Genomic DNA, 18730 nt, shown 5'->3' with positions numbered 1-18730 from the left:
ATAAACAGCAAAACTTGGCATGGCTTCTGCAATGTATTAATCAGATAGTTAATAACAACTACATAATAAACTTAATAATAAGAGAGATATAAAAATGAGAAAGCAACTCCAGAAAGGTTTTACACTAATTGAATTAATGATCGTAGTCGCAATCATCGGTATTTTGGCTTCAATCGCACTACCTGCTTATCAAGATTACATTTCTAAGTCACAAGTAACTGCTGCCTATGGCGAAATATCGAGCATGAAAGCAGGAATGGAAGCGGGTTTACTTGATGGAGATGAAGCAGCACTTACAGATATTGCTAACTATGGCTGGACTGATAGCTCTAACATGATGGCAATCACTGCTTTTACACTGAATACTGCTGGTAACAATCAAATAAACGTTGTTGGTACTCTTTCAGGTTCTGTTGCCGGTGCTGTTAAAAGCGCAACAATTACGCTAGATCGTGATGTAGCAGGTAAATGGACTTGTGCAATTGTTGGTACAGCTGCTAACGGCTTTAAAGATAGCTACAAGCCAAAGAACTGTCAGTAATATCTATAAGTAGTACAACAAAATAAGTTACATCGTTTAATAAAGAGGCTCCCTAAAAGGAGCCTTTTTTTTGTAATAATAAATCAGCACTATAACGCTGTATTAAGTGTAGTGCCTTACTAAATCTGGCCATCTATCTAAAGGTAATATTATCACCCTACACTATCATGCGAGAACTAATGACTCACTGAAAGAGGTGCAACTTTTCACCCAGGCTTAGACTTGAGTGTGCATAACTATTTTTTGATCAAAAACTACTCAGCCAAAGAAGCGACTGAAGTAATGAATGCCTGTAAATCAACTATTGATACTTGCTCTAGAACACGGCCTGCTCAATGTGCCGGAACAATAATACAGGGAATTGCGATAGCACCTTATCAGCAAAGAGTTAAGACTTTTAAGAAAGCTATCACACTTTTTATTTCAATGCCCCGGTGTCTGTCAAGAATGTTGTCACCCGTTGCATAATAATTACCCTGGTATTTTTAAAGGCTCTACCGCATCAATATCTGGGTTTAACATCACTGCACCAATGGGATCACAATTCCTAACAGAACCTGACCATCTAAGCGGGTGTAATTGCCGTGCTTTCTCTAAGACCGCTTTACGCGCAGTCAATATCTCGGCGTCTAGCCCTTTGTGACGGTTAGCGGGCGTCATGTAGTTAATCTGACTGTGCTTATGTTCATTGTTGTACCAATCAGCAAAATGATGCACCCAATCTCTGGCATCCTCTAGGCTCAAAAAACCATCCGATGGCCAGTTACCTCGGTACTTTAAGGTCTTAAACAGTGATTCAGAGTACGGATTATCATTGCTAACTCTGGGGCGACTATAAGAACTGATGATACCCAGCTCTTCCATTTTTGCTTTCAATGTAAATGACTTCATTGGCGCACCATTATCAGAATGTAACACCAATGAATCAGGCCGATTAAAGCACTGTTCTTTTAGCATACAGCGCTGTAACAGCTGGGAATCCAGCTCACCACATTCTTTTTCGTAGACCTCATAGCCAACGATCTTACGGCTATAAATATCTTCAAACAGGTAGAGATAATAATACTGCCCCTTCACCGGAGAAGCTAAATAAGTAATGTCCCAAGACGATAGTTCATTGGCTTTAATCGCTTTAAAACTCGTCGGTTTATGGCGCTTCTGAGATTGGCTAGTACAGCCTCGATAGTTCAGCTGACCCGCTTGCTTTAGCACTCGATAAAAACTGGATTCTGATGCGTAATAGATCCCTTTGTCTAGCAGCGACGGGACTATCTGACTCGGGGGTAGATGGGCATACTCCGCCTGATTACACGTTGTCAGTATCATTACCTGTTCCTGTGGGGTTAACTTATTGACGGGTGCTGTGCGATCGCACGAGGATCGTTTGTCGGCTTGAACAACACCCGCTTTAAACCAACGCTTATACGTTCTAAAGCTGATACTCGCTTCCTCGCAAGCCCGTTTTAATCGTGCACCTGCGGCGAAGGCTTCCCGAATAAGGGTGATCAATTTTTTGCGTTCTGAGAGAGAACTTAGCTGTCCTCGTTGTCTTGCTCCCAAAACGCATCCAGCTTTTTTCTGAACACCAATAACGCGGCCGTTTCAGCTAAAGCCTTCTCTTTATAGCGAAGTTCTTTCTTAAGCGTTTTGATGCTCAATTGATCTGCTTTGGCTTGCGTAGACGCGTCTTTTTGTTGCGCTTTACTCAGCTGAAAACCCGTGAGGCATTGGATTTTCCAGGATTTAACCTGATCGACATAGAGCCCCTCTCACGGCAGTATTGACTTAATTCTGACTCAGATAACAGCGCTGTTTCAATCACGGTCGCTAACTTAGTCTCTGCTGACCAATCGTTGGTGGTCGGTGTTTTTCCGGGCACAGGGTGTCCTGATTGTCTTGCTTTTTCACGCCATTGATAAAGGGTATTGACCGACAATCCCTCTGCACGGGCGACTTCAGCAACGGTTTGATTAACAGGTGGCAATAGTTTCTTGAGGATTGCCTCTTTTCGTTCGATGGAATAAGCCATTATTGACCTTATTCGACCCACTCAGTTTAAGAGAATTTAGGGGTGGCAACAATCCTGACACAGGGGGGCCCCTTAGTGACACCAGGATGACAAATAATGACATTTTAACCGATAAAATATATTAGCGTGTCATGTAACAAAAGCAACAGAAAATAAATTAGTTACCTACTTTCAACAACTTAAGCTATAAACAGCAAAACTTGGCATGGCTTCTGCAATGTATTAATCAGATAGTTAATAACAACTACATAATAAACTTAATAATAAGAGAGATATAAAAATGAGAAAGCAACTCCAGAAAGGTTTTACACTAATTGAATTAATGATCGTAGTCGCAATCATCGGTATTTTGGCTTCAATCGCACTACCTGCTTATCAAGATTACATTTCTAAGTCACAAGTAACTGCTGCCTATGGCGAAATATCGAGCATGAAAGCAGGAATGGAAGCGGGTTTACTTGATGGAGATGAAGCAGCACTTACAGATATTGCTAACTATGGCTGGACTGATAGCTCTAACATGATGGCAATCACTGCTTTTACACTGAATACTGCTGGTAACAATCAAATAAACGTTGTTGGTACTCTTTCAGGTTCTGTTGCCGGTGCAGTTAAAAATGCAACAATTACGCTAGATCGTGATGTAGCAGGTAAATGGACTTGTGCAATTGCTGGTACAGCTGCTAACGGCTTTAAAGATAACTACAAGCCAAAGAACTGTCAGTAATATCGATAAGTAGTACACAAAATAAGTTACATCGTTTAATAAAGAGGCTCCCCTAAAAGGAGCCTTTTTTTGTAATAAGAAATCAGCACTATAAAGCTACTGAATCAGTGACATTGAATAAACGATAAAATCACCCTTCAGTCCAACTCATTGGCCATAATTGAATGAGTTGGACTGTAACATCTTTTTCTTTTCAATCGTTTAGGCGGCTTTATCAGAATCTTTAGTGATAACTCAAAGTAGCTCTAGTAGACGCGATTATGCCCCTAATGAGGCAACTTCATGTTACGTGTGATAGGTAAATACAAGACAACTTTGTTCCTAAATATCAAAACTCCCACTGCAACCTTTAAATGAATTTGTACTTGGGGTTTGAACCTAATCAATTTAATGTTGCACTTATTGACTGATTTTAGGTTTAAATTTTAGATACATAACAAAAATTAGAGTTATCTATGCGCTTCAATCAGTTCTTTTACTTATACTACTGAATTAACAGCTACTTGAATGCTAAGTTTAAAAAATTATATGCTGAACGGTGCGAGTTCCAAACTTGACTAGCGACAATATATGTTAATGTATGGTCTCTTTTTAACAAAAAGTGACAATACACACATAACTAGAAATAAAAAATCCTTTTATTTCAAAGTCTTATATAAATCGAAAAGTTTGGCTCGATTCATGCTTGGTATTACTTATAAAATAATTAAAAAAAATATTAAGGGTAATAATGAAAAAGCAAATACAAAAAGGTTTTACTTTAATCGAATTAATGATTGTTGTTGCAATCATTGGTATCCTAGCATCTATCGCCCTTCCTGCGTATCAGGATTATATTGCTAAATCTCAACTCACTTCTAGTTACGGGGAAATTGTAGGTTTTAAATCGGGCATGGAAGCTGGCATATTAGAAGGTGATATTGTTGCTACAGCCTCTGGAGCTGCTGCAGTCACAGCCGCAAAAGCATATGGCTGGACAGGGAGCTCAAACTTGTTCGAAATAACGAGCTTTGAATTAAATGCAAATGGTACAAGTAATACAATACAGGTCGAGGGCACCTTATCAGGTTCTGTAGCTGGTGCAGTTAAAAATGCAACAATTATACTTGACCGCGATAATACTGGTAAATGGTCTTGTACCGTCAATGGTATAGCAGCAAAAGGATTTAAGGCAACTTATGCTCCTAAGGTATGCACTACAACTGCATTATAAAATAAAGAAATTACCCTTATACAGTTTACCTACTAAATACTAGGTTGTAACATCATGAAAACTAAGTTGATTTCACCACTTAGTTTATATGTATATTGAACTACCAAATCACAGCAGTTTTTTAGCTACACTTGAGAAAAAAATATTATTTCCTGTTAATTCTCACTTAACTGTTATACAGAAAATATTAATGAATTTTTACCACTATCCGTTGGTATCATTTTAATATGGAGAGGGCAAAAAATTACCTAGCGTATTTATAAGTTTAACCTGAACAAGGGTCTTTCAATTTTTTAAAATCCTATTTATCAGAATCAATCACCATTTAACTAATTTATTTAATAAAGATTTGATAAAATCAGTTAATAACAAAGATGTCTTCACGTCAAAAATCGCAGGTGATGGTAAGCAGATTATCTAGTATTAAAAGAAATATCTAACGACTGAATGCTCTTGAACTAGTGGTATCAAATAATTACCATGTTTACTTTATTTGGATGAAGCTCTTCACGAGCTTTAGACGTTATACAAACGCTACCATGAACATTTATGTTAACTTTTCATTCTTTTAAAGTCTTTCATCAATTAACTAGCATTTTTTAGCTTATCAAATTTAGAGAGACCATAACCGATAGGGTCTATACACCCAATGACAAAAACCATCCTCTGCATAGAAGACGAGTCCTCCATCCGAGACATGCTCCGCTTCTCCCTTACCCGCGCTGGCTACAACTTCACCGAAGCTGAAAACTCTGCGCAAATGTCAGATAGAATCAGCGAGCAACGCCCAGACCTAATACTAATGGACTGGATGCTCCCAGACTCCTCCGGCCCAGACCTTGTTAAACAACTCCGCAAAGACCCACACACCCGCGATATACCCATCATCATGCTAACTGCCAAAGCAGAAGAGCAAAACATGATCCAAGGGTTAGAATCTGGCGCCGACGACTACATTACAAAGCCAGTCTCACTAAAATCCCTAAATGCACGCATCAAAGCCCTACTTCGTAGAACCGAACCTGCTGTTACTGCAACTGAAAGTATCAGCTACGATGCAATAACACTAAACCTAGCAAGCCAAACGCTAGTCGTTGATGACGAAGAAACGCCAATAGGTGCGACAGAACTCAAACTCCTGCGCTACTTCATTCAAAACAAAGAGCGCGTACTCTCACGTACACAACTACTTGATCACGTTTGGGGACAAAACAACTTCGTTGAAGAACGCACGGTTGATGTCCACATCCTAAGATTACGCAAGCTGCTCAAAGCGCGCGATGTTGATCATTTGATTCAAACCGTCAGAGGCAGTGGTTACAAACTTTCGAAGTAAATCCAAATTCCCAGCGTTTTGTCATAAAGATGTCATATAAGAAACTTATAGTGCCGTCCATCAACTAATGACAAACACAGAGAGATGGATATGAAAAAATTACCACTAATCATTGCTGCTGGGCTAGTAGCAACTGCATCTGCTGCTTCTGCACGTGATTACATTGAAGTCGTTGGCTCTTCAACGGTTTACCCTTTCACTACTGTTGTTGCTGAGACTTTCGGTAACAAAACTAAATTCAAGACACCTAAGATCGAGTCTACTGGTACTGGTGGTGGCGCTAAATTGTTCTGCGCTGGCGCTGGCATCGACACACCAGACATCACTAACGCTTCTCGTCGCATGAAGAAGAGTGAGTTTGATACTTGCCAGAAGAACGGCGTTAAAGACATCATCGAAGTTCAGGTTGGTTTCGACGGTATCGCTTTCGCAAACTCTAAGAAAGCACCACAGATGACACTGACTCGTAAAGACATCTACCTAGCACTTGCTAAGACTGTGCCTGGCAAGAACCCAGGTGAATTAGTACTAAACCCTTACACGACATGGAAAGATGTTAACCCATCACTTCCAGCAACTAAGATCGAAGTACTAGGTCCTCCACCAACTTCTGGTACTCGTGATGCATTCGCTGAACTAGCACTTGAAGGTGGCTGTAAGACGTTTGACTTCATCGCAGACTTCAAAAAGTCAGACAGCGCACTATACAAAGCAACTTGTCACGAAGTTCGTGAAGATGGCGCTTTCATCGAAGCGGGTGAGAACGACAACCTTATCGTTCAGAAGCTAGAAGCTAACCCTAACGCACTTGGCGTATTCGGCTTCAGTTTCCTAGACCAGAACTCTGACAAAGTACAAGGTTCAATCATCGATGGTGCTTCTCTAACTTTTGACACTATTGCTGACGGTTCTTACCCTGTATCTCGCCCACTTTACTTCTACGTAAAGTCTGCGCACATCGGCAAAGTACCTGGCATCAAAGAGTTCCTAGCTGAGTTCGTTTCTGAAGATTCTTTCGGTGATGACGGCTACCTAGTTGAGAAAGGTTTGATCCCACTTTCTGAAGAAAAGCGTGCTGGCTTCCGTGAAGATGCAACAAAGATGACTTCTCTTTCAATGTAATCATCTAGATAGATTGCACGAATAGCAAAGGCCCGATTTATTTGGGCCTTTGTTGTTTTCGAAATAAGTTTATTCTGGACTGAGTCAATAAAGTCCAATCATGTGTAAACAAATATATTAATGGCTCAGACCTGAGTAAATCTATTGTGCTAATTGCTAGCATAGTAATATATAATTTCCGACCAATTCTGGTAGAGGGTGGATTTTCCGGCATGTCACTAAACACAATTCTTATAACGCTACTGGCATTACTGGTATTCAGTTATGTCATTGGTAGAGGTCGATCCTTAGCGGTCGGCAAGCGCCAGAGCAATGGGCGTCGCAATTTACATTCATTACCATCATATTATGGCTATTTAGTTGTAATTTGGACGGCGATACCTGCATTAATCATTTTAGCGCTTTGGACATCGTTTGATGGCAAGCTAATTTCAGACATGACCTTTTCATCGCTACCTGCTGAAATGCAAGCTCAAGGCGCTGATACAAAAGGTTTATTCTTAAATGAGATTGTCAATCTGGCAAAAGAAGGCCAAATCGATCAAATTGAAGATCCTGTCAAAAGAGCCGCTGCAGAACGTTACGCCAGCTTACAAAACATCAGCAAACTAGCAAAAACAGTTGTCGTTCTAGGTGTTGCAATACTAGGCCTTATCTTAGGGTTACGCTTAGTTAAACCAGAAACTCGCGCTAGAAACAAAGTAGAAACAGTGATTCGCTGGTCAATGATTCTTTGTGCGTCGATTGCGATATTAACCACCGTTGGTATTGTTTTCTCAGTTATCTTCGAGTCGATTATCTTCTTTAAGACAGTACCCGTTTGGGACTTCCTTTTTGGTACCAAATGGAGCCCACAAACAGCAATACGTGCTGACCAAGCAGGAAGCTCTGGATCATTTGGTGCGGTACCGCTATTTGTTGGTACCTTATTAATCTCGCTGATTGCACTAATTATTGCCGTACCACTAGGCTTGATGTCCGCAATCTACTTAGCAGAATACGCAAGCCCTAAGTTTCGCTCTTTTGCCAAACCAACACTGGAAATCCTAGCGGGTATCCCGACGGTTGTTTACGGCTTCTTTGCTGCACTGACGGTTGCGCCATTCATTCGAAACCTGGGTGAATCGATTGGTTTAACCGTCGCTTCTGAAAGTGCACTGGCGGCTGGTTTAGTGATGGGTATCATGATTATCCCATTCGTATCTTCACTGTCAGACGACGTTATCACTGCCGTTCCTCAGTCACTACGTGACGGAGCATTCGGAATGGGTGCAACTAAGTCAGAAACAATCAAGCAAGTGATCATCCCAGCTGCCCTACCTGGCATCATTGGTGGTGTACTGCTAGCAGCATCGCGCGCTATTGGTGAAACCATGATCGTTGTGATGGCGGCAGGACTGTCTGCCAACCTAACATTCAACCCAATGGAAGCGGTAACCACCGTCACTGTTCAGATCGTGACACTGCTGACAGGTGACCAAGAGTTTGACAGCCCCAAGACACTAGCCGCATTTGCACTAGGCCTTGGCTTATTCCTGATTACCTTGATGCTTAACGTAGTCGCACTTCACGTCATTCGCAAATATCGCGAACAGTACGATTAATTCCGGGAAATTCTCATGAACAAAAGTACACAAATAGTTGAAGCCGGTTTGAAGAAACGCTATGCGCGTGAAAAGCGATTCCGCATGTTTGGGCTTATTTCGATCTTAATTAGCTTGGCTTTTTTGGTCGTATTACTGACGGATATAATTAGCAAGGGCTACCCTGCCTTTCAGCAAACGTATATCAAAGTAGACGTTACGATAGACAGTAAGACTTTAGGTTTAACTGCGGATTCAACAGAAGATGAGCTATACACTGCCAGTTATTCTCGGATTATTCGAGATTCACTGAGAGCTAAGTTTCCTGAGGTGACAGATCGTAAGCAACGTCGCGCACTAACCAACTTAGTGAGTAAATCAGCGGCTTACGATATTCGCGATAAGGTTATTGCTAACCCATCGATACTGGATACCACTGCATCATACTGGTTCCTTGCTAAGGACGACGTTGATGTATTCATGAAAGGTAATATTGATCGTGACCTCCCAGAAGATGATCGCCGCGTTAAGGATTACCAGCTTGGGTGGATTGACCAGCTTGTAGCAGAAAACCGTCTAGAGAAACGTTTCAATACGGTGTTGTTCACAGAAGCTGACTCACGTGAGCCTGAGCAAGCGGGTATCCGTGGTGCCTTAATGGGATCACTTTTCACCATGCTAATCACAATGTTCCTAGCCGTCCCTATTGGTGTAGCGTCAGCAACGTACCTAGAAGAGTTTGCACCACAAAACAATAAGTGGGTTGATATGATCGAAATTAATATCAACAACTTAGCGGCTGTACCGTCGATTGTTTTCGGTCTGTTAGGACTAGCGGTTTACATCAACTTCTTTGGTGTACCTCGGTCGACCCCGCTGATTGGTGGACTTGTGTTAGCGTTAATGACGCTACCTACCATCATCATTGCCAGTCGTGCTGCGATTAAAGCAGTACCACCGTCAATGCGTGAAGCGGCACTCGGTTTAGGTGCTTCAAAAGTACAAACCGTTTTCCAACACGTATTACCCACGGCAATGCCGGGTATACTGACAGGTACTATCATCGGTATGGCGCAGGCGTTGGGGGAAACTGCACCGTTACTAATGATTGGTATGATTGCGTTCGTCTCTGACGTCCCTCAAGGTATCTTAGATCCTTCAACGGTAATGCCAGTACAGATTTATCTCTGGTCTGACAGTCCTGAGCGAGCGTTTACAGAGCGTACCTCTGCTGCAATTATGGTGTTACTCGCGTTCTTGATCACGATGAACTTGATTGCAATTATGCTACGTAAACGCTTTGAGCAACGTTGGTAAGCCTTCGGGCTACCAACTTTTAAACAGACATTGTTAGACAATAAATTAATTTGGCAGGACATACAGAATGAGCACAGATACAGCCACAAAAAAACGTGACGAGTTTGATGTAGAAATACTTGATACTGTTGGACAACCACTACTAAAAGACCAAGCAGAAGTTAAAATGGCCGCTCGTGGTTGTGATGTTTTCTACGCAGATCATCAAGCAATCTTCGGTGTTGACCTAGACATCGGTAAGAATGAAATCATTGCGATGATCGGCCCTTCAGGTTGCGGTAAATCAACCTTTTTACGCGCACTCAACCGCATGAACGACACCATCGATATTTGTAAAGTGACGGGTGACTTAACGCTAGATGGCCAAGACATCTACGCAAAAGACCAAGACCCTGTGCTACTTCGCGCACGTGTTGGTATGGTGTTTCAAAAACCAAATCCATTCCCTAAGTCTATTTATGACAATGTGGCTTATGGCGCACGTCTACACGGTTTGGTGACAAACAAGTCTGAGCTAGATGACTTGGTAGAAGCAAGTTTGACTAAAGCGGGTCTGTTCAAAGAAGTAAAAGATAGCCTACTAAAGCCAGGTACTGGCTTATCAGGCGGTCAGCAGCAGCGTTTATGCATTGCTCGTACTATCGCAGTTGACCCTGAAGTTATCTTGATGGATGAGCCAACGTCAGCACTTGATCCAATTGCAACAGCCATTATCGAAGAGCTAATGGATGAGTTACGTCACAACTACACTATTGCAATCGTAACTCACTCAATGCAGCAGGCAGCACGTATTTCACAACGTACCGCCTACTTCCACCTTGGTAAATTGGTTGAAGTTAATGCAACGAATACGGTGTTCACTAACCCTGAACACAAACTCACTGAAAATTACATTACTGGCCGATTCGGCTAAGCTTACAGGAGACAGCTATGGAAGACGGAGAACACATTCTTCAATCCTATGACCAGGAGCTTGAAGAAATTCGTAGTAAAGCCCTAGAAATGGGTGGTTTGGTAGAGAAGCAAGTTAGCAACGCATTGATCGCAGTACTTGAGCGTGACACTGAGCTAGGCGAGCACGTTGCTGCTTCTGATGATGAGATTAATGAACTAGAGGTTGCGATTGATGAAGAGTGCGCAAGCATCATCGCTCGTCGTCAGCCTGCTGCTGGTGACTTACGCTTACTACTCAGTATCATCAAGATCACTACTGACCTTGAGCGTATTGGTGATGAGGCTGAAAAAATCGGCCTATATGCCTCGCAGTTAGGTACTCATGCAAGCAACCAAGGCATGAGCGCACAGTTACAGCACCTAGGTACACTCGCTCACTCACTGCTAAAGCTAGCACTAGACGCATTCGCTCGTATGGATGATGAGCAAGCAATGGAAGTCGCTCGCAAGAGTCGTGATATTGGTAAAGAGTTTGATGACTTATCTCGCGTATTAATCACTCACATGATGGATGACACCCGTAACATCAAAAATGCATTACGTGTTATTTGGTGTGCGCGTGCATTTGAGCGTATCGGTAATCACTCAACTAATATTTGCGAATTCGTTATCTACCGCGTTAAAGGTAAAGATATTCGTCATACGAGCCTTAAAAAGATTCGTAAGAAGCTATATCCAGATATGGCGAAAGACTCAGATAAGAAAACCTAATTAAGCAATTAATGCCCCCTACTCTGCTTACCCACAAGCAGAGTAGGGTCTCATTGTAAATAATTACCTTCCCCAAGATAGATCACTCAGTGCCAGCTCAGAAACTAGATAACCACTGCTAGGCAAGAGTTTTGACTCTAGATAGCATCAGCTATCAGTGACACTGCATTAAAAGGCATTCTCGCATCTTCAAGTACCTTAACGCCTTTGTCCTTAGCCAGTAAAACAAGATGATTTACATTTTCATCCTTGAGATCTCGCACAATTAGCAATCGAGGAATGCGTCTCAGCATCACGCGTGTCGCTTCAGCAATACCGGGTTTAATTCGATTACGATCTTTTACATCGTACTTCGCCATCAGCCCTTCAATGTATTCAAGCATGACTGCACGTCGTTGCTCAGCAGACACTTGAGCAACTTGGATTTGTCGCGGTTGGCACTGCTTAAACAAACCTGAAACCTCATCAACAAACCAATTACTCAAGTCATGTTCTTGCAATTCTGTGTACATTACACACTGATGAAAACCGTGGTACTGTGCCAATAGTATTGAGCGTGAAATAAGCCCTGAAACAGTGCTATTCAAAATACCAGAAGGAATCACATAGTCTTCTGTCGTTGCGACAATATCAGCCGTTCCACCAATATCCGATACCACACACAAATCATCAGGTATCTGATAATCATGGTGCGCATTCCAGTGGGCAACAGCAGTTTTTAACTCATGCGTAATGACTCCTTTCGCCGTCCAGCCATCAGCAAAGATTATGCTTTCAGCGGGGCGACCTGCGGCTTCAATATATTCCAAGGCTGCTTCGTCAATACCCTTATCACGCACAATTGAAACAGAATAATGCTCAACCTCCGAACCATAATAGTGACGCAAGGCGCGAGTGAGCAGCACACCAATTGGCGTTCCTGCACGAGCCAATGAAACGACGGTAACTTGCCCGCCCTTTAACTGATTCACTTGATAAGCTAAGTCTGCAATTTCTTGAGCTAGACGGTGTCGGTATTGCTCTACTAGTGCATAAAAGACATCCAGATAAGCTCGACTGGGCGCGGCCTCTTGTGAAACCATCTCAGAATAGTGTTTCTTCCCAGACTGTAACTGTCGTTCCTTCTCTTCCACACTCAACATGGTTAGTTGGATGGGTTGCAATAAAAACCGACAATCTTGCTCCGTATAACTACCCGTAATAAACGTTAAATCTGTTGTCTTCATTGTTATAGTCTTTCTTGAGTAATTTGGCTGCGTTGAGGAATAAGCGAAAAGTCGCAGCTATTCATATAAGGAAGGTCTGAGCAACTATCACCCGCCGCTAGAAAAAGCACACCCTCTTCTGCAGCCAGGTACTGTTTCTGTAAGAACTCAACCGCTAGTTTCTTGCAGGCATAAGGTGGCAGCAATGCCATATTGCCTCCATTCAAGTGGACGCGAGCATTGTCACCCAAGGCACAAAAACTGCTGGAAAAATTATCTAATCGAGATAAGTCACCCACCTCACCCTTGATGGATAAGTAACATGGAAAGCCAAAATCACTAATAACACGGCATCGAACACTCAACCTTTCCTGATCAATAAATGCATTAATGTCAGCATTATATTGATTCAATATTGGTAGCCAGAGCTGACTTAGTTCTTGAATATATTTGACCCAATCAGGTAACAACTCATCATTAGCATCCAGAACAACCGCGCCATGAGACACGACTTTGAAGCTTTTAAAGGGAATGTTGATACGATCCAAGCCCGCTTTATTACGACCAGTCACAGGGATAAGCTCATGAGCTGAAAACAATTCAATAAGGCTACGCTGATGTTGGGTTGTATATGAGCTTGAACGCTCGCCTGCGGGCTGCAAGACAGCATCATTCGGACATGCCGACTTTGCCGCTATCAACGTATCGTCAATATCCGAAAAAACAACTACCTTCATGCTGATTCCAACCTGTCACTTAAAATGCCTGCCGTCGCATTAATGCTCGTACGCACTGGACATTTTAAATATTGGTCAACGGTTTCATACAGCATAATTGGTTTCCGTGATACGCACCGGTTATAAAGATGCAGCATTCCATCATGACTTTCATCAAAGAAGCTCTCTTTACGGTCAACGCCTTCCCCTTCCAAAATGGGTGAGCGTCCCGTTGACTGCATCAACACATCCAGCCCATGTTGCTCCATTTCTTCTGCAAACAGGAAAGGTTGAAAAGTAAACTCTCCGGTTCCAATAATCATATAAGCCTGTTCTGGGTCAAAGTCTGATACAGCTAATACTTGTTGATTAGGACCTACGAAACTAAAGGCTTGAGAGTCAGTGACGTGATAGCCCGTTCGACTTTTCTGAGCATGGATTGACTCCTCGCTCTGATCAATAGAACAAAGGCCCGTTGCCGTTTTTTCTGGTAATCCTAGTGCGACATCCTCATTCGGCTCAAACTGAAAGTGACCACTGAGTAAGCTACAAAATACTAACTCTAATTGAGGAACACTTGCTTGGAGCTGCGCTCGTCGATCCTCAGAAAGCCAATTAACCAGACATACCCAAATCACTTTCTTCAACTTTGGATTACGATCACATAGCTGACGAGTTAACTGCTCAAGCGTTTGTCCGGTACTAATCTCATCATCAACAATGACCAATGTTTCAATATCAATCGATTGTAATTCATCGTCCAACTCATAAATTATATGTGACGGCGCATGACTATGAACCTCACTAATGGAAAACGAAATGGGATTTTTCAGCTCATAACGACTGGTATGACTATATAACAATGAAGTATTTGTCTGACGCTGAAGTTCTTGCGCAACCCCTGCACCAAGACCTGTTGCAGTTTCAGCAACACCTAACACCCGAATATTTCCGTGCACGCCTTCTTTCAAAATAGTGGCGGCTAATTGTTGATAAGACCGTCTCATTACTCTGGGGTAACAAGGAACGTACTTACCCAATACCTTTGAAATGAATAGGTATCGTCGCTTTGGATTTTGTCTGGCACCAAAGGTTAATAAGTCATTTAAAGGCAGCTGTTCATCCGTTACCGTAATGTCCAACTGCCCCGTTATTAACGTTGCCCGATGCTGATCAAGCATACGTTTCAAAACAATCAAGCAGGGTATTAACCAACACTAACACCGTATTGTTTTGCCATTGGGCTTAAGCCGCCAGCGAAACCTTGTCCAATTGCCTTGAACTTCCAAGCGCCGTTGTGACGGTAAAGTTCACCAAAAACTAACGCAGTTTCAACAGAGTAATCCTCAGATAAATCATAACGAGCAACTTCTTCATTATTATCTTGGTTCACAATACGAATGAACGCATTCGAAACTTGGCCGAAGTTCTGACCTCTAGCTTCACCGTCATGAATAGTGACACCCAAGATGATTTTTGAAACATCTGCTGGAACAAGTGGCAAATTAACTTTAACTGACTCATCGTCACCGTCGCCTTCACCCGTTAGGTTGTCACCAGTATGCTCAACTGAACCTTCAGTCGACTTCAAGTTGTTGTAAAAAATAAAGTCACTGTCGCCGCGTACTTGGCCATTTTCGCCAACCATGAATACAGAAGCATCCAAATCAAAATCTGCACCATCTGTCGCGCGCGTATCCCAACCTAAACCTAAGACACACTTTGTCATACCTGGAGCAACTTTCTCTAAAGAAACGTTGCCGCCTTTTTGTAATGAAACACCCATTTTTACTACTCCTTTTTTATTTGACTTTCAAAGTTCGAAATCACTCGGGGAAAGATTTAACTCAACCGCGATTTTTCTTGCAACTGCTTTTTCATTATCGTCAAAAACGCCATCTGCTGCTGCAACAGATAAAATCAAGCGCATCACTGTACGGCACTCAACCTCATTACCTCTAAGAAGATTAATCGCCTCATACGCTTTTGACTCACCAATATCTTGGTCAAACTCAAAGTTCTCAATGTACTCTTTGAAAGAACCAATCACTTCCGATGTTTTAAAGACAGATAGTGCGTCATTACTTTCAATGAACTTGAGCATCTTCTTCTTTTCTTCAGAATCCAATTCTCCATCAGCCATCGCAATTAGCGCTGCACCTGCTGTGGCAGCATTGAGGAATTTTTTGTTTTTAAATTTCGATATTTCGTCTTTTAAACCACTTGCCTTGTTTTTCAAATCAGACATAAAATTGGCAAAGCTCATAATGACTCCCTTAAATTTATTTTAAAATTACTGTGTTTGACGCCATTGCAAACCCCAACCATACGCTTGATCCATGGAAGGTAAGTTTTCAAAGTATTCATTCAATGGCGTTAGCTCGGTATTTCCTTGATCAAACTCCAGCATCGCAACCGCGTGAACTGGCTTAACCATCAGAGAATCGGGGGTTAATATCGTTGGCTCCACACCATCAACCTGAACGTTGATTTTGATATTGTGTGCCTTCCAATACCCATACCCTTCAACCATGAAGGCAAATATTAAGTAACGGTGTAACTTATGCTGGTATTGCAGATTAATCTTCAACTGCTCAAAATGCTTATCCAGCTCTCGAGAGGCTTCTATATACGGTACACCAATAAAAGATCCCGACTCACTTTTTTCTATACTATGCGCAAGCCCAACCTGACCATTGCGTAGCTGGTAAAAACAACCAATACGAAAATCAGAAATCACATTAAACTGACTACCAACGTATAGTTTTTGTGGAGAATGCTGACTCTCTTCAGCCATATCCCAACTCATCTCGATACTTCCCTTACCATTATTCACAGCAGGTTTTGTTCGTTGAGGTGCTGGTTTATTTAATGAGTGACTGACCGGCCTATTGAGTTTATACAGACCTAACAAACGGTCTAAACCCTCAACAAAACCCTGACACACACAACTTACCTTCCACTTACCCTTATGTTGGTACATTTCTAGTAAATTCAATGCCCTTTCTGAACGAGATTGCTGTTCAAGTAAAATATTGAACTGTGCTTGATCAGATGACCCTGGATATAAAGTCGTACTTAGCGCCTCAGTGTTCAACTCATCAGAGGCATTGGTATGAATAAAAATGACTATCCTTTCGATAGAGGAATCCAAGCTCTGAAAATCAACCATCAGTTGATTACCATCACGCGTTAACCCTAAATCATCAGACGACAAAATAGCAGAGTGACCTGCTTTAAGCACAATCACCCCCCACTGCCAACTGGATATATCTATCTGCAATCGATAGCTGACATCCGTCAACGCCACTTTTTGTCCTGAAATGAGTCGTTGCATCATTCAGTCACCATCAAAAATATTAGAGGTATGAGCTAGCAGTTGTTTTCAATGTGTCTTCTAGGCCTTTGTCTTGAGTAGGGTCACCTACTGCTTTAAATTTCCAGCCTGAGTTATGGCGATATAACACACCTAAAACCATTGATACTGCACCTTTGAACTTTGCGTCATTAGCAATATTGTAGTCTGCTAAAACACTGTCTACTCGCTCAGGTGTACCTTCGTACAATCTCACTGTAGCGAATGGAATCGTCGCAAAGTCATCACCTTGGAAGCTATTCAATAGCACAGCAACATGTGCAACTTCTGCAGGAACACGGTTCAACTCAACCGTAATGATTTCGTTATCTAGGCCATCATCACCATCAACATCGCCAGTACGGTCATCACCACTGTGACTCACTGAACCATCTTTGCTCTTTAGTTGACCGAAGTAGACGACGTCCATTAAGGTCTTATTTGCATCAAAGAAGCCAACGCTAGCATCCAAATCAACCGCTTTTTTCTTAGTCCCAAAGAAACCTTTTTTCTCTATGGCACCCCAGTTCACACCCACGCAAACACGGCTTAATTGTCCACCATTTTTTTCTAAACTAACTCGTTGGCCTTTCTCTAGACTGATTGCCATTGTCGTGATCTCCTATTTGAAAATTAGTAATATTATTTTTAGGCTTAATTCGTTTGTTCTTTTCTTTTGAGCATAATTGAATGAATAAATGCAACACAGATAAAACCAGCACCAATTAGCCCTGTTAACACCTCTGGCACATGCCCAACTGTCTTGATGAACATGATACTTGCTAACGCAACAATCGCGTAAAACGCGCCATGCTCCAAATACACATACTCTTCTAGCGTTCCTTTTTCAACTAACATAATTGTCATGGAGCGCACAAACATCGCACCAACACCCAAGCCAATTGCAATAATAAAGATATCCGTTGTAATTGCAAAAGCACCTATTACGCCATCAAAACTGAAGGATGCATCAAGTACTTCAAGGTATAAAAACATGGCTGCACCACTTTTTGCGGCCTGCTCTACTGCACGTTTTTTCTCAATATGCTCCATATACTCAGTTATTTTTTCAATAACGAAAAACACCAATACACCCGAAACGCCAGCGGTTAAAAAAGACTGAGAATCCTCTCCTGATAACACTAAAAAGCCCATCACTGCGACGATCAAAAGCGCCAAAATATAAGCAACAAAAGGGATATTGCTGATTCTAGACAAAGGATTTTCAATCACTGGAATCCAGTGGTCTTTGTCATCATCAAAGAAAAAGCTTAGACCAACCATCATCAAGAAAGCACCACCAAAGGCCATGATGGATATGTGGGCAGAGGTCATATAAGCCGCGTATGCATCAGGATCATTCACCGCTACTTCTAAGGCTGCCCAAGGCGATAGCCCTGAAACAATACTGACAATCACGACAGGAAATACAATTCTCATCCCAAAGACAGCGATAAGAATCCCCCATGTCAAGAAACGGCGACGCCAGACTTCACTCATGTCTTTCAATACAGTAGCGTTCACCACCGCGTTATCAAACGACAACGATATTTCTAAAATACAAAGGATCAGGATGATAAATACGGCCTGCATTCCGCCAAGAAAAAAAGCAGCCACAATACCGAGAAAAAAGAGTAAAAAACTGCCTTTATAATACTTAAAAAGTGTGTCCATTAGTAAGCTGATACCTATGAAGAATGGGGGGTTTATTTTTATTTGGAGTAAACCTAATACTACATTTAATTAGTTATAAGCCACTATATTTGATGGCGCGAATCATCTCAGCAAGCCATGAAAGTGTCAATATAAACACCGATGAAGTATAACCTATAGCCAAATACCGTCCCAAATTACATTACTTATTTACTCACTTTGAGTAATAATACCTGCCTTGTCACATAGCTGACACATAGCTCTGTTG

17 protein-coding genes and 1 pseudogene are annotated in these 18730 nt (G+C 41.9%); 9 read left to right on the top strand and 9 right to left on the bottom strand.

What is annotated here, in order from left to right:
• Window positions 1-94: 94 nt before the first annotated feature.
• The gene (locus DKT75_RS03730) at window positions 95-541 is read left to right on the top strand and encodes a pilin (protein WP_109822092.1); all 447 of its coding nucleotides are present in this window, start codon (window positions 95-97) and stop codon (window positions 539-541) included.
• A 471-nt stretch (window positions 542-1012) separates the two neighbouring features.
• Here DKT75_RS03730 and DKT75_RS03725 read toward each other — a convergent pair.
• Window positions 1013-2573: pseudogene (locus DKT75_RS03725) on the bottom strand (IS3 family transposase).
• A gap of 277 nt (window positions 2574-2850) precedes the next feature.
• On the opposite strand from DKT75_RS03725, the gene DKT75_RS03720 reads away from it, so the two are divergent.
• From DKT75_RS03720 to phoU, 8 genes are all read left to right on the top strand, one after another.
• Window positions 2851-3297, top strand: coding sequence for a pilin (locus DKT75_RS03720; RefSeq protein ID WP_109822091.1), 447 nt, complete (start codon window positions 2851-2853; stop codon window positions 3295-3297).
• Window positions 3298-4027: 730 nt separating this feature from the next.
• Window positions 4028-4510: a pilin gene (locus tag DKT75_RS03715; RefSeq protein ID WP_109822090.1), complete on the top strand. Its 483-nt coding sequence runs from the start codon at window positions 4028-4030 to the stop codon at window positions 4508-4510.
• Between the two features lie 649 nt (window positions 4511-5159).
• A complete protein-coding gene (locus DKT75_RS03710; RefSeq protein ID WP_109822089.1) occupies window positions 5160-5846 on the top strand; it encodes a response regulator in 687 nt (228 codons plus the stop codon).
• A 90-nt stretch (window positions 5847-5936) separates the two neighbouring features.
• On the top strand, window positions 5937-6968 hold the full coding sequence (locus tag DKT75_RS03705) for a PstS family phosphate ABC transporter substrate-binding protein (protein ID WP_109822088.1): 1032 nt from the start codon (window positions 5937-5939) through the stop codon (window positions 6966-6968).
• 212 nt (window positions 6969-7180) lie between these two features.
• Complete coding sequence (gene pstC, locus DKT75_RS03700; RefSeq protein ID WP_109822087.1) at window positions 7181-8572, top strand: phosphate ABC transporter permease subunit PstC; 1392 nt, start codon at window positions 7181-7183, stop codon at window positions 8570-8572.
• Window positions 8573-8587: 15 nt separating this feature from the next.
• Window positions 8588-9868, top strand: a complete 1281-nt coding sequence (gene pstA, locus DKT75_RS03695) for a phosphate ABC transporter permease PstA (RefSeq protein ID WP_109822086.1) — start codon at window positions 8588-8590, stop codon at window positions 9866-9868.
• A 67-nt stretch (window positions 9869-9935) separates the two neighbouring features.
• Window positions 9936-10781, top strand: a complete 846-nt coding sequence (gene pstB / locus DKT75_RS03690; protein ID WP_109822085.1) for a phosphate ABC transporter ATP-binding protein PstB — start codon at window positions 9936-9938, stop codon at window positions 10779-10781.
• Between the two features lie 17 nt (window positions 10782-10798).
• A complete protein-coding gene (gene phoU, locus DKT75_RS03685; protein ID WP_109822084.1) occupies window positions 10799-11533 on the top strand; it encodes a phosphate signaling complex protein PhoU in 735 nt (244 codons plus the stop codon).
• Between the two features lie 137 nt (window positions 11534-11670).
• Here the strand turns inward: phoU and DKT75_RS03680 are convergent, their stop codons facing one another.
• From DKT75_RS03680 to DKT75_RS03645, 8 genes are read right to left on the bottom strand one after another with little or no spacing between them, the layout of a single operon-like run.
• Window positions 11671-12759, bottom strand: a complete 1089-nt coding sequence (locus DKT75_RS03680) for a cysteine protease StiP family protein (protein WP_109822083.1) — start codon at window positions 12757-12759, stop codon at window positions 11671-11673.
• 2 nt (window positions 12760-12761) lie between these two features.
• Window positions 12762-13475 (bottom strand): HAD family hydrolase, encoded by a 714-nt coding sequence (locus DKT75_RS03675; protein WP_109822082.1) that lies wholly within the window; start codon window positions 13473-13475, stop codon window positions 12762-12764.
• Window positions 13472-14653, bottom strand: a complete 1182-nt coding sequence (locus DKT75_RS03670) for a phosphoribosyltransferase domain-containing protein (protein WP_146201314.1) — start codon at window positions 14651-14653, stop codon at window positions 13472-13474. The genes DKT75_RS03675 and DKT75_RS03670 overlap by 4 nt, the downstream gene beginning before the upstream one ends.
• Before the next feature lie 8 nt (window positions 14654-14661).
• Window positions 14662-15240 (bottom strand): TerD family protein, encoded by a 579-nt coding sequence (locus tag DKT75_RS03665; RefSeq protein WP_109822080.1) that lies wholly within the window; start codon window positions 15238-15240, stop codon window positions 14662-14664.
• A 27-nt stretch (window positions 15241-15267) separates the two neighbouring features.
• Window positions 15268-15720: a tellurite resistance TerB family protein gene (locus DKT75_RS03660; protein WP_109822079.1), complete on the bottom strand. Its 453-nt coding sequence runs from the start codon at window positions 15718-15720 to the stop codon at window positions 15268-15270.
• 27 nt (window positions 15721-15747) lie between these two features.
• Window positions 15748-16794, bottom strand: a complete 1047-nt coding sequence (locus DKT75_RS03655; RefSeq protein ID WP_109822078.1) for a TerD family protein — start codon at window positions 16792-16794, stop codon at window positions 15748-15750.
• A 19-nt stretch (window positions 16795-16813) separates the two neighbouring features.
• Window positions 16814-17419 (bottom strand): TerD family protein, encoded by a 606-nt coding sequence (locus DKT75_RS03650; RefSeq protein WP_109822077.1) that lies wholly within the window; start codon window positions 17417-17419, stop codon window positions 16814-16816.
• A 44-nt stretch (window positions 17420-17463) separates the two neighbouring features.
• On the bottom strand, window positions 17464-18483 hold the full coding sequence (locus DKT75_RS03645; RefSeq protein ID WP_109822076.1) for a DUF475 domain-containing protein: 1020 nt from the start codon (window positions 18481-18483) through the stop codon (window positions 17464-17466).
• Window positions 18484-18730 lie beyond the last annotated feature (247 nt).

Source organism: Leucothrix arctica (assembly GCF_003172895.1).
Lineage (GTDB): Bacteria > Pseudomonadota > Gammaproteobacteria > Thiotrichales > Thiotrichaceae > Leucothrix > Leucothrix arctica.
This window is presented reverse-complemented; position numbering and strand designations above follow the sequence as displayed.